Source organism: Streptococcus sp. V869 (genome assembly GCF_054353515.1).
The window spans coordinates 154,842-166,820 of the sequence record NZ_JBTHHW010000002.1 but is presented as its reverse complement, the minus strand read 5'-3'; the positions used below and the strand labels follow the sequence as shown (position 1 = coordinate 166,820).

11 protein-coding genes are annotated in these 11,979 nt (G+C 40.9%); 10 read left to right on the top strand and 1 reads right to left on the bottom strand.

Annotated features, from left to right (window positions below; translation table 11 throughout):
• The first annotated feature begins 233 nt into the window (after window positions 1-233).
• From ACXYSN_RS06265 to ACXYSN_RS06235, 7 genes are all read left to right on the top strand, one after another.
• Window positions 234-1,511, top strand: coding sequence for a gamma-glutamylcysteine synthetase (locus ACXYSN_RS06265; RefSeq protein WP_458636511.1), 1,278 nt, complete (start codon window positions 234-236; stop codon window positions 1,509-1,511).
• Between the two features lie 74 nt (window positions 1,512-1,585).
• Window positions 1,586-3,070, top strand: coding sequence for a threonine synthase (thrC, locus tag ACXYSN_RS06260; protein ID WP_458636510.1), 1,485 nt, complete (start codon window positions 1,586-1,588; stop codon window positions 3,068-3,070).
• A 60-nt stretch (window positions 3,071-3,130) separates the two neighbouring features.
• Window positions 3,131-4,411 (top strand): MATE family efflux transporter, encoded by a 1,281-nt coding sequence (locus ACXYSN_RS06255; protein WP_458636509.1) that lies wholly within the window; start codon window positions 3,131-3,133, stop codon window positions 4,409-4,411.
• A 3-nt stretch (window positions 4,412-4,414) separates the two neighbouring features.
• The gene (locus ACXYSN_RS06250; protein ID WP_414331326.1) at window positions 4,415-5,029 is read left to right on the top strand and encodes an HAD family hydrolase; all 615 of its coding nucleotides are present in this window, start codon (window positions 4,415-4,417) and stop codon (window positions 5,027-5,029) included.
• Between the two features lie 176 nt (window positions 5,030-5,205).
• Window positions 5,206-6,333, top strand: a complete 1,128-nt coding sequence (locus ACXYSN_RS06245; RefSeq protein ID WP_006151322.1) for a LysM peptidoglycan-binding domain-containing protein — start codon at window positions 5,206-5,208, stop codon at window positions 6,331-6,333.
• A 228-nt stretch (window positions 6,334-6,561) separates the two neighbouring features.
• Window positions 6,562-6,987, top strand: coding sequence for a MarR family winged helix-turn-helix transcriptional regulator (locus ACXYSN_RS06240; protein WP_458636508.1), 426 nt, complete (start codon window positions 6,562-6,564; stop codon window positions 6,985-6,987).
• A 10-nt stretch (window positions 6,988-6,997) separates the two neighbouring features.
• On the top strand, window positions 6,998-7,360 hold the full coding sequence (locus ACXYSN_RS06235) for a DUF1304 domain-containing protein (RefSeq protein ID WP_458636507.1): 363 nt from the start codon (window positions 6,998-7,000) through the stop codon (window positions 7,358-7,360).
• A gap of 48 nt (window positions 7,361-7,408) precedes the next feature.
• Here the strand turns inward: ACXYSN_RS06235 and ACXYSN_RS06230 are convergent, their stop codons facing one another.
• On the bottom strand, window positions 7,409-8,266 hold the full coding sequence (locus ACXYSN_RS06230; protein ID WP_458636506.1) for a DUF975 family protein: 858 nt from the start codon (window positions 8,264-8,266) through the stop codon (window positions 7,409-7,411).
• A 116-nt stretch (window positions 8,267-8,382) separates the two neighbouring features.
• Between ACXYSN_RS06230 and tgt the strand changes: the two genes are divergently transcribed.
• The 3 genes from tgt (at window position 8,383) to ACXYSN_RS06215 (ending at window position 11,937) form a co-directional block, all read left to right on the top strand.
• Window positions 8,383-9,525, top strand: coding sequence for a tRNA guanosine(34) transglycosylase Tgt (tgt, locus tag ACXYSN_RS06225; protein WP_016466286.1), 1,143 nt, complete (start codon window positions 8,383-8,385; stop codon window positions 9,523-9,525).
• 135 nt (window positions 9,526-9,660) lie between these two features.
• Window positions 9,661-11,478 carry an acyltransferase family protein gene (locus ACXYSN_RS06220; RefSeq protein WP_458636505.1) on the top strand — a complete coding sequence of 606 codons (1,818 nt, stop codon included), beginning with the start codon at window positions 9,661-9,663 and terminating at the stop codon, window positions 11,476-11,478.
• Window positions 11,479-11,595: 117 nt separating this feature from the next.
• A complete protein-coding gene (locus ACXYSN_RS06215; RefSeq protein WP_004250665.1) occupies window positions 11,596-11,937 on the top strand; it encodes a metal-sulfur cluster assembly factor in 342 nt (113 codons plus the stop codon).
• The last annotated feature ends 42 nt before the right edge of the window (window positions 11,938-11,979 follow it).

The window sequence follows — 11,979 nt, the reverse complement described above, 5'->3', positions numbered from 1 at the left end:
ACTACTTATAATAAATCCTAAGAATGTAAGGGGAAAGTTTGTTTTTGAAGATATTGATATATCAATACTTTTCGAGACTTCATAAAATCTTGCATGGAAAATTAGTATAAACCTTCAAAGTAATCACTAATTTGTAGAAAGTCGTTTTTCGGTCAAGTTCTCATAGAGTTTTTTGGTATAATATAGAAAGCAATTGATGTTTCTAGTAAGAGAATTTAGAGTGAGAGGTAAGTATGTCCCCTTCTATTCAGATATTGAAAAGCCGTTATTCAAAAAATATCAAAGAAAATCCAGAACTCTACATCGGGATTGAGTTGGAGTTTCCTATCGTACACACGAAAGGGAAACCCACAGATATTGAAGTCAGTAAGGACTTACTGCGCTTTTTGGTGGATGCTCTCAGCTTGGAAGTTGAGAAAGAGGACGAGGACGGAAATCCGATTCAACTTGTAGAACCTGCGAGTCAGGATCGGATTTTGTTTGAGGTTTCTTATACGACCTTGGAGTTTGCCTTTGGTAGAGCCCAGAAAATCCAAGAGGTCGAAGGACGATTTCAAGCTTATATGAAGGTCATTCAGGAAAAGCTAAGCGAAAAGGATCATGCTATTCAGGGTTGGGGGATTCATCCAAACTGGGATCAGAATGACAATCGACCGGTGGCTTATCCACGCTACCAGATGCTGATGGATTACCTACATATGGGAAGTCGCCAAGAGAGAGTTAATTTGCATGACTTCCCACAATATGGAGCCTTTATCTGTGGGAGTCAAGTTCAGTTGGATGTATCGACTGCTAACTACTTACGTGTCATTAATGCTTTCACTCAGATTGAAGCAGCAAAAGCTTACTTATTTGCCAATTCTGAGTTTTCGGGAGCAGACTGGGATACTCGGATTTCACGAGATATCTTTTGGGAAGAATCCATGCATGGAATTTATCCAGAGAATGTCGGTGTCAATGCAAAACTCTTCAAAGATGAGGATGATTTCTTTGATTATCTAGACCGCTCTGCGATTTTTACAGCAGAACGAGATGGGGAAACCTACTATTTTTCTCCAATTCGGGCTAGAGATTACCTAGCTACTGATGAAATTCCTGCCTATACTCTAAATGGAAAAGAAACTCTTCTGGTTCCTCAAGAGAAGGATTTCCAGACGCACCGTAGTTACCAATATCAAGACTTAACAACTCGAGGGACGATTGAATTCCGTAGTGTTTGTACGCAACCGCTAGACCGCACCTTTGCTTCAGCAGCCTTTCATCTAGGTTTGTTGGTAAATCTAGACAAGCTTGAAACTTATCTCGAAACCGCTCCTTTCTTTGAGAACTTTGGCCGTGACTACAAGTCTTTGAGACGACAGTTTTCTAAGAAACAACTCACAGATGAGGAAAAAGCTGGTGTTGTCCAGTTCTCCAAAGACTTGCTGGCTATAGCAGAGCAAGGACTTGAGAGTAGAGGTCTGAGAGAAATGACTTATTTAGAGCCTTTAAAAGAAGAAATGACTCTATAATTTTCTTATAAAGGGAGAATTTTCTGAAAAATCATGTTATAATGGATGAGACTATAGATAAAGGATAGAGATTTATGACATTAGTTTATCAATCAACGCGTGATGCGAAAAATACCGTAACAGCCAGCCAAGCGATTTTGCAAGGTTTGGCAACAGATGGAGGTTTATTTACTCCAGTTAGCTATCCAAAGGTAGATTTGGATTTTGATACATTAAAAGACGCTTCTTACCAAGAAGTGGCCAAACTTGTCTTGTCAGCCTTCTTGGATGACTTTACAGCAGAAGAGTTGGACTACTGTATCAACAATGCCTACGATAGCAAGTTTGATACTCCAGCTATTGCTCCTCTTGTCAAACTTGATGGTCAATACAACTTGGAACTCTTCCATGGATCAACCATTGCCTTTAAAGACATGGCCTTGTCTATCTTGCCATACTTTATGACAACAGCTGCTAAGAAACATGGCTTGGAAAACAAGATTGTCATCTTGACAGCAACATCTGGAGACACTGGAAAAGCTGCCATGGCTGGATTTGCGGATGTACCTGGAACTGAAATTATCGTCTTTTATCCAAAAGACGGTGTCAGCAAGGTGCAAGAATTGCAAATGACCACTCAGACTGGTGATAATACTCATGTCATCGCCATTGATGGAAACTTTGATGATGCCCAAACCAACGTCAAGCATATGTTCAACGATGTGGCTCTTCGTGAAAAATTGGCAGCTAATAAGCTCCAGTTCTCATCAGCCAACTCTATGAATATCGGCCGTTTGGTACCACAGATTGTTTATTATGTTTATGCCTACGCTCAGTTGGTAAAAACTGGTGAGATTAAAGCTGGTGACAAGGTTAACTTCACTGTACCGACAGGAAACTTTGGAAATATCCTAGCTGCCTTTTACGCTAAGCAAATCGGTTTGCCAGTTGGTAAGTTGATCTGCGCTTCAAATGACAACAATGTCTTGACAGACTTCTTCAAAACTCGTGTATATGACAAGAAGCGTGAGTTTAAGGTAACCACTAGCCCGTCTATGGATATCTTGGTCTCTTCAAACTTGGAGCGTTTGATTTTCCACCTTTTGGGAAATGGTGCTAAAAAGACCGCTGAACTTATGAATGCCTTGAACACTCAAGGTCAGTATGAATTGACAGACTTTGATGCAGAGATCCTTGACCTCTTTGCAGCAGAATATGCGACAGAAGCAGAAACAGCTGCAGAAATCAAGCGTGTTTACGAATCAGATTCTTATATTGAGGATCCTCATACAGCGGTTGCCTCAGCTGTTTATAAAAAATACCAAGCAGCGACAGGTGATGCGACTAAGACTGTGATTGCTTCAACAGCTAGTCCATACAAATTCCCAGTCGTTGCAGTAGAAGCTGTGACTGGACAATCAGGTCTTAGTGACTTTGAGGCCTTGGCTCAATTACATGAAATCTCAGGAGTAGCAGTGCCACCAGCAGTTGATGGTCTCGAAACAGCTCCGGTTCGTCACAAGACAACTGTTGCAGCAGCAGATATGCAGGCTGCAGTAGAATCTTATCTAGGGATTTAAAACAGAGGAAGTAAACTCGGTTGGGCAACTAACTGAGTTTCTTTTCATCAGGAGGAAGGATTGTTTAAGAAAAATAAGGATATTCTCAACATAGCTTTACCTGCCATGGGTGAGAATTTCTTGCAGATGCTCATGGGAATGGTGGATAGTTATCTGGTGGCCCATCTAGGTTTGATAGCCATTTCGGGTGTATCTGTAGCGGGCAATATTATCACCATTTACCAGGCAATTTTTATTGCTCTAGGAGCTGCGATTTCAAGCGTCATTTCAAAAAGTCTGGGGCAGAAGGACCAGTCTAGACTGGCCTACCATGTGACAGAAGCTCTCAAGATTACTCTGCTACTGAGTTTATTTTTAGGAGCCTTGTCCATCTTTGCAGGACAAGAGATGATAGGTCTTTTGGGGACAGAAGAAGCGGTCGCTGAAAGTGGCGGACTTTACCTAGCATTAGTTGGTGGGACAATTGTTCTTCTGGGTTTGATGACTAGTTTGGGTGCCTTGATTCGTGCTACTCATAATCCTCGACTTCCTCTCTATGTGAGTCTATTATCCAATGCCTTGAATATTGTCTTTTCAAGTATGGCTATTTTTATCCTTGATATGGGGATAGCTGGTGTAGCCTGGGGAACCATCCTATCTCGTTTGGTTGGGGTTGTGATTTTATGGTCGCAATTAAAACTTCCATATACGAGACCAAGGTTTGGACTGGACAAAGACTTGCTGACTCTGGCTTTACCTGCAGCGGGAGAACGTCTCATGATGAGGGCTGGTGATGTAGTCATTATTGCCTTGGTTGTTTCCTTTGGGACGGAGGCAGTCGCGGGAAATGCTATCGGTGAAGTTTTGACTCAATTTAACTACATGCCTGTTTTCGGTGTTGCCACGGCAACAGTCATGCAGGTGGCACGAGCAGTAGGGGAGAATGATTGGGCAAGGGTGGACAAGCTCAGTAGGCAAACTTTTTGGCTATCCCTCTTTCTCATGTTGCCCTTGACGCTTAGTATCTATGCTCTCGGAACACCACTAAGTTACCTCTACACCAGTGATTCTGCGGTTATTAAAGCCAGTGTTTTAGTGACGCTGTTCTCTCTACTAGGGACTCCTATGACGACGGGGACAGTCATTTATACAGCTGTCTGGCAGGGTTTGGGAAATGCCCGCCTTCCCTTTTATGCAACAAGTATCGGGATGTGGTGTATCCGTATCGGAACAGGTTACTTGATGGGAATTGTTCTTGGTTGGGGCTTGCCTGGTATTTGGGCAGGAACGCTTTTGGATAATAGTTTCCGTTGGATTTTCCTACGTTATCGTTACCAAGTTTATATGATATCGAAAGGATAAGAAATGCAAAAAACAGCTTTTATTTGGGATTTGGATGGAACCTTGTTGGATTCTTATGAAGCCATCTTAGCAGGGATTGAAGAAACCTATCGTCGGTTTTCTCTTCCTTATAACAAGAAAGAAGTTCGAGCTTTTATCTTGAAATATTCTGTCCAGGATTTATTGGAGCAAGTGGCAAAAGAACGAGGACTAGATGTAGGGCTTCTCAATCAAGTTCGAGCTCGGAGTTTGTCCGAAAAGAATGCCCAAGTCGTCTTGATGTCAGGTGCACGTGAGGTTCTAGCTTGGGCAGATCAGCGAGGAATTCAGCAATTTGTCTATACTCATAAAGGAGAAAATGCCTTTACCATTTTACGTGCTCTAGGATTGGATTCTTATTTTACAGAAATCTTGACTAGCCAGAGCGGATTTGCCCGCAAACCAAGTCCAGAAGCAGCCACCTACCTTATCAATAAATACCATTTAAACCCAGATCGTACCTATTATATAGGCGACAGAACCTTGGATATCGAATTTGCTCAAAACAGTGGCATCCAGAGTATCAATTTCCTTGCCTCTCCCGCAGCTTGTAATCAACAGATAGAGCAATTAGAAGATATTAGCTCGCTTTCTTTCTAGAGTATTTTAGGAAGAATGTGTCAGCTTGATGACAAGAAACTAACAAACTATTTCAAGTAATGTGATTTGTTACAACGAATGTACAGTTCTGTTAAATAGCCCCAAAAGGGCTTTTTTTCTTTTTTCTTTATGTTATGATAGACAGGTACTACATTTGAAGAAGGAGTTTGAATAGTATGAAGAAAAGAATTATTTTAGCATCAACGGTAGCTTTATCAATTGCCCCTGCCTTGGCAGCTCAAGCAGAGGAAGTTGCATGGTCACCACGTACAGTTGAGCAAATTCAAAACGATGTTGCTAAAAGTGAGAATAAAACAAGTTATACAATTAAGTATGGAGATACCTTAAGCACGATTGCGGAAGCTTTGGGAGTTGACTTAAATGTCCTTGCTAACTTGAACAAGATTACGAATATTGACTTGATTTTCCCAGATACTGTATTGACTACAATCGTTAATGAACAAGAAGAAGTAACAGGTGTTGAGGTATACACACCTGAAGAAGTAGGTTCTGATGTAGCAAGTGCAACAGCAGATTTGAAAAAGAACCAAGTAATCGTAGATGACCAAACTGTAAAAGTTGAAGATTTAACTCAACCAGTTGAAGAAACAGAAGTTGTAGCAGAAACAACAGATTCACAAGCTAATGAAGAAGCTGTAACAGAAACTGCAGCACCAGCTGTAGAAGCTACTACCGAAGTAGCAACACCAGTAGCAGAGCCTGTAGCAGAAGCAACAACAGAAGCTACTACTGAGGCTGCAGCACCAGTAACAGAAACACCTGTAGTGGAAGAAACAACCACAACAGTTGCTGAAGCAACTACGGAAGCAACAACAGAAGCTGTAACAGAAGTACAATCAGCACCATCAACTTACCAAGCTGAAGCAAGCCAAGGTGCATCAACAACTTATGCAGCACCAGCAGCACCTGATTATGCAAGTATCGCAGCTACGAAATCAGAAAATGCAGGTCTTCAACCACAAACGGCTGCCTTTAAAGAAGAAGTTGCGAACTTGTTTGGTATTACATCATTTAGCGGCTACCGTCCTGGTGATAGTGGAGACCACGGAAAAGGTCTTGCCATTGACTTTATGGTTCCAGTAAGCTCAGCTCTCGGAGACCAAATTGCGGATTATGCTATCCAAAATATGGCTAGCCGTGGCATCAGCTACATCATCTGGAAACAACGTTTCTATGCACCATTCGATAGCAAATATGGACCAGCCTACACATGGAATCCAATGCCAGACCGTGGTAGTGTTACAGAAAACCACTATGACCACGTTCACGTATCTATGAACTAATGATTAAAAAGAAGCGGAAACTAATTCAGTCTCTGCTTCTTTTTTTGTTTTCAAACTCTTAGATAGCGTAAATCAACTCCAGGTATAAAATAGAAAAACATAGCCTTGAGAGATTATGACTAGGAGACTAATTTAACGGAGTAAGCAAAATACTTGCAAAGTCAATTTATTTGTATTACGCTTGATAAGTCAACTATTGATAAATCAATCATTGACAAGGAGGAAACAATGTCAGAAATACATGAATTACTGTACCAGCTCCATTTAACAGATCAGACCATCACTCAACTTTTTGAAAAACAATTGGGAATTAGTTTGACCCGCTATCAAATCCTGCAGTTTTTACTACAAAAATCACCTTGTACCCAAATTGCTGTTCAGGAGAAGTTACGGATTGACCAAGCAGCCTTGACCCGCCATTTTAAGATACTGGAGTCAGAAGGCTATGTCAGTCGTAAGCGTAATCCGGTCAATCAGCGGGAAGTTTTAGTTGAATTAACCCAAGAAGCCAAGAATCAACTCTTGCTTAGTCCACCTAGACATCACTTGAAAGTGAAGGAGCAGATGGAGAGCATCTTATCGACAGCCGAACAGAAAAAACTGACGGCTTTACTGACGAAACTAGTCTCAGGTTTAGAAAAAATAGAATTTTAAGGAGAAAACGATGTCAATCATTACTACTATCTTAGCAACTATCGTTGCCCTCGAGCATTTTTATATTTTTTATTTGGAAAGTATCGCAACCCAATCAGACGCAACCAGCCGTGTCTTTAATATGAACAAGGAAGAATTAGCACGACCATCTGTCACCTCACTGTTTAAAAACCAAGGAATTTACAATGCCTTGATTGGGGTGTTTCTTATTTACGGAATTTATTTCTCACATAGCTTAGAAATCGTAACAATCTTTGTTTTATTTGTCATAGGAGCAGCGACCTATGGTGCCTTAACTGCAGATAAAAAAATCATTCTCAAGCAAGGTGGAGCGGCAATCTTAACGATCTTAAGTATCCTTTTCTTTAAATAAAAACAACCAGCACTCTCCATAGAAGGTGCTGGTTTTTAATAACTAGTATTAAACTTTTCTGCGTTTGATTTCAAGTAACCTTTGATAGAAGAAAATCTGGCTACTATAGATATAAGGGAAGATAGAGATACTTGCAATTCCAAAGCTTATCCAGATAAGGAGATACCATGGAAGTAGCTGTAAATCAAGGACGAAGCGTTGAAACTTATAGCCTTTCATGAGAAAGCGGCTGGTATGTAGCACACGACTTGGTTTAGCAATTCCGATAGCAAGGGTGTCACATAGGAGTAGCTCAACTTGGGAATAAGCGTAGTATTGCGGAAGATAGAGAATGGTTCCCAAAATCATTACAAGGACACTACCAAAGAAGTAGAGTGCGAAAGTAAGCAGGAAGTGTTCGATATCTGGATTTGTCACGTCGACAGATGGAAATTCGGGATGAAGTTCCACAAATTTACGAGCCATGGCACTGCTATAAAAGAGCAAGTAAACTCCAAAAAGACTAGGGATGCTCCATAAAAAGAGATAGAAACGCTTGAGTAAGAGAGTTAGAAAAGTCTGGGTAAAGAAGCGGTTGTCAAGCAAGGACAGGCTATCTTTAAAGGAAAGCTCTATCTCAGAAATTCTGTAAAGATTAATGGTAGTAAAGAGAGCACCAGCTAGGATAATGGAGCTTGTAAATCCAACGGCAATCGGAAAGAGAGCAGACTGGATTGTGATGCCTAGAAAACTCAAGAAGGACTGCTCAAGAATGCCCTCGTCGAGCAGGGATAAAGGCCTGATGAAGCTCGATAGAATCAAGAGAATACTTGGCAATAAAAAGACAAGCAGCAGACGAGGATGCTCAGCTTGAAATTGTCTAGCCTGCTGGCGAACTTCTTTTAATTTAATTTTTGGGTACTTCATTCTTTCATTATACCATAGTTCGTGACAGTTCCTGTTTTTTTTGATAGAATCATACAGTATGCCCTTGGGCACAAAGTATGAACTGGGACTGTCTTTCCCAGCTTCGGAGGTAAAAAATGTCAGATTCGCCAATCAAATACCGCTTGATCAAAAAAGAAAAACACACGGGAGCTCGTCTGGGTGAAATTATCACACCACATGGGACCTTCCCAACCCCTATGTTTATGCCAGTAGGGACTCAAGCAACGGTCAAGACTCAGTCACCAGAAGAATTAAAAGAGATGGGGTCAGGAATAATCCTATCCAACACCTATCACTTGTGGCTTCGTCCAGGTGATGAACTCATTGCCCGCGCTGGTGGGCTTCATAAGTTTATGAACTGGGACCAACCAATCTTGACAGATAGCGGTGGTTTTCAAGTGTATTCTCTAGCGGATAGCCGTAATATCACAGAGGAAGGAGTAACCTTCAAGAATCACCTTAATGGTTCTAAGATGTTCCTTTCACCTGAAAAGGCCATCTCAATACAAAATAATCTAGGTTCAGACATCATGATGTCCTTTGATGAATGCCCTCAATTTTATCAACCCTATGATTATGTGAAAAAATCAATCGAACGTACCAGCCGTTGGGCTGAACGTGGCTTAAAAGCTCATCGTCGTCCACATGACCAAGGTTTATTTGGGATTGTACAGGGTGCAGGCTTTGAAGACCTTCGTCGTCAATCAGCTCAGGATCTTGTCAGCATGGACTTCCCAGGCTACTCTATCGGGGGCTTAGCAGTTGGAGAAACTCATGAGGAGATGAACGCTGTTTTGGATTTCACCACTCAGCTGCTTCCTGAGAATAAACCTCGCTACTTGATGGGAGTGGGAGCGCCAGATAGCTTGATTGATGGGGTGATTCGTGGGGTAGATATGTTTGACTGTGTCTTGCCGACACGTATTGCTCGTAACGGTACTTGTATGACCAGTCAAGGTCGTTTGGTTGTGAAGAATGCTCAGTTTGCAGAGGACTTTACACCGCTTGATCCTGAGTGTGATTGCTACACTTGTAAGAACTACACTCGTGCCTATCTTCGCCACTTGCTCAAGGCCGATGAAACCTTTGGTATCCGCTTGACAAGTTACCATAATCTCTACTTCTTGCTCAATCTCATGAAGCAGGTTCGTCAGGCGATTATGGATGACAATCTCTTGGAATTCCGTGAGCATTTTGTTGAAAAATATGGATATAACAAGTCTGGGAGAAATTTCTAAATTTTGCTTAATATCAGCTAAAAATCCTAAGTTTTATCTTAGGATTTTTCTGTTTTTTTTGATAAAATAAAGGTACTATGGATTGAAAATTAGATGGCTTTTTTTGCTAATCTAATGAATGGAGAATAAACTCGTATGCGTATTAAATGGTTTTCCTTGATTAGGATTACAGGTTTGCTTTTGGTACTCTTGTACCATTTCTTTCAGACGGTTTTCCCAGGAGGTTTCTTCGGGGTTGACGTCTTCTTCACCTTCTCAGGTTTTCTAATTACATCTCTCTTATTAGAAGAATTTGAACAAAAAAGTAAAATTGATATCCTAGGATTTTTTAGACGACGCTTCTATCGGATTTTTCCGCCGGTTGTTTTGATGGTCCTCGTCGTTATGCCCTTCACTTTCTTGGTTCGTCAAGATTATGTGGCAGGTATCGGTGGCCAGATTGCTGGTGTTCTTGGATTTATGACAAACTTCTATGAAATGTTGACAGGAGGAAGTTATGAGTCCCAGTTTATCCCCCATCTCTTTGTTCACAACTGGAGCTTAGCTGTTGAAGTTCATTATTATGTTTTGTGGGGCTTGGCAGTTTGGTTCTTGGCCAAGCGAGCAAAAACAAGTGGACAACTACGAGGAATGATTTTCCTACTTTCTTCAGCGACCTTTATGGTTAGCTTCCTTTCTATGTTTATTGGTAGCTTTATCGTTAGCTCCTACTCAACACTCTACTTCTCAACTTTGACTCATGTTTATCCATTCTTCTTAGGAAGTGTGCTTGCGACCTTGGTAGGTGTTCGTCATGTAACGCCTCTTCTCAAACGTTTGAATAGAATCTTGGATTTGAGACAAACCTTACTAGTCTTTGGGGCGGGTCTAGGAGTCTTGCTCTTATTGACCTTCTTTGTAAAATTTAATTATCTTTTTGCTTATTTATTTGGTTTCTTGTTGGCAAGCTTAGCTGCGCTTCTGATGATTGTTGCAGCACGACTGTTGCACGAGAAAACTCCGACAATCGAAGAACCAAAGGTTATCGGTTTTTTAGCAGATACTAGCTATGCTGTTTATCTATTCCACTGGCCGTTTTATATTATCTTTTCTCAATTGATGGGCAACCTGCTAGCAGTGATTTTAACGACTATCTTTTCTTATCTTTTCGCAACCCTTTCTTTCTATGTGTTCGAACCTTTGATTGCAGGAAAGTCCAGCAAATTGTTGCGAATGGCAAAAGAAATTCCGCACATCAACCCAATCTTTGCAGGTAGTGCAGGAGTACTTGGTCTGATTACCCTTGTCGTGATACTGATAGCTCCACAAGTAGGTGCTTTTGAAACGGATTTGATGCTTACTGGCCTTAATCAAGCTCAAACTAATATCACTCGAACAAAAACTATGGCAGAACAAGCAGAAGCAAGTCGCTACAACATAGCTGATGGTGTATCTATCATTGGAGATTCTGTAACCTTACGTGCTTCAGCTGGACTGAAAGAGCTCTTACCAGACGCTCAGATTGATGGCCAGATCAGTCGAAATACTAAACAAGCAAATGCATTGATGCTGAATTACAGTCAGAATAAAGCCTTGCCTAAAATTGTAGTCATCGCGACTGGTGTCAATAACCCTGAAAATTATAAGGAAGATCTTGATCTACTGATAACAAATCTACCTAAGGGACATCAGCTTGTTCTTGTAACTCCATATGAGGGTGACACAACACAGGAAACACAACCTTACGTAGAACAGTATGCAAGCTATGCGCGTGAATTGGCACAAAAATATCCATATATTGCACTTGCAGATTGGAATCAAGTAGCCAAAGACCATCCAGATATTTGGAAAGGGACAGACCAAGTTCACTTTGGTAGTGATACTACTAAGCAGGATGAAGGTGCTAAACTATATGCAGAAACGATTAACGCAGCTGTTAAATCTCTTGCAGATAAACCTGTCAAATCAAAATAATCAATGAAAAGTAGAGATTCTATCTCTACTTTTTTGCTTTAAACAGGATTGGGAAAAACTTGCCAAATTGTCAGAATTATGAGAAAATAGGAACAGTCAAAAAATGGAGGGAATACAATGAGAGAAGACATCAAGATTAATGACCGTGCTCTAGCATTAGAAGACCAAATCATTGAAGTACTCGAGAAAGTTTATGATACAGATGTAGAGCTAGATGTATACAATCTTGGGCTGATTTATGAGATTCATTTAGATGAGGCTGGTCTTTGTACAGTTGTCATGACCTTCACTGATACTGCCTGTGATTGTGCAGAAAGTTTGCCGATTGAGATCGTAGCAGGTTTAAAACAAATTGATGGCATTGAAGATGTCAAGGTTGAAGTTACTTGGTCTCCAGCCTGGAAGATTACACGTATTAGTCGTTATGGGCGTATAGCTCTGGGATTGCCTCCACGATAGTTATCTATTTTGAAATTACAAAAAAAGCAAGCCATTTAGGCT

What these genes read in the sequence shown, in the direction of transcription:
- ACXYSN_RS06235 (WP_458636507.1), top strand. Translation starts at nt 6,998, where the DNA reads ATGTCAATCATTACTACTATCTTAGCAACTATCGTTGCCCTCGAGCAT.
- ACXYSN_RS06245 (WP_006151322.1), top strand. Translation starts at nt 5,206, where the DNA reads ATGAAGAAAAGAATTATTTTAGCATCAACGGTAGCTTTATCAATTGCC.
- ACXYSN_RS06215 (WP_004250665.1), top strand. Translation starts at nt 11,596, where the DNA reads ATGAGAGAAGACATCAAGATTAATGACCGTGCTCTAGCATTAGAAGAC.
- ACXYSN_RS06220 (WP_458636505.1), top strand. Translation starts at nt 9,661, where the DNA reads ATGCGTATTAAATGGTTTTCCTTGATTAGGATTACAGGTTTGCTTTTG.
- ACXYSN_RS06265 (WP_458636511.1), top strand. Translation starts at nt 234, where the DNA reads ATGTCCCCTTCTATTCAGATATTGAAAAGCCGTTATTCAAAAAATATC.
- ACXYSN_RS06230 (WP_458636506.1), bottom strand. Translation starts at nt 8,266, where the DNA reads ATGAAGTACCCAAAAATTAAATTAAAAGAAGTTCGCCAGCAGGCTAGA.
- ACXYSN_RS06240 (WP_458636508.1), top strand. Translation starts at nt 6,562, where the DNA reads ATGTCAGAAATACATGAATTACTGTACCAGCTCCATTTAACAGATCAG.
- thrC (WP_458636510.1), top strand. Translation starts at nt 1,586, where the DNA reads ATGACATTAGTTTATCAATCAACGCGTGATGCGAAAAATACCGTAACA.
- tgt (WP_016466286.1), top strand. Translation starts at nt 8,383, where the DNA reads ATGTCAGATTCGCCAATCAAATACCGCTTGATCAAAAAAGAAAAACAC.
- ACXYSN_RS06250 (WP_414331326.1), top strand. Translation starts at nt 4,415, where the DNA reads ATGCAAAAAACAGCTTTTATTTGGGATTTGGATGGAACCTTGTTGGAT.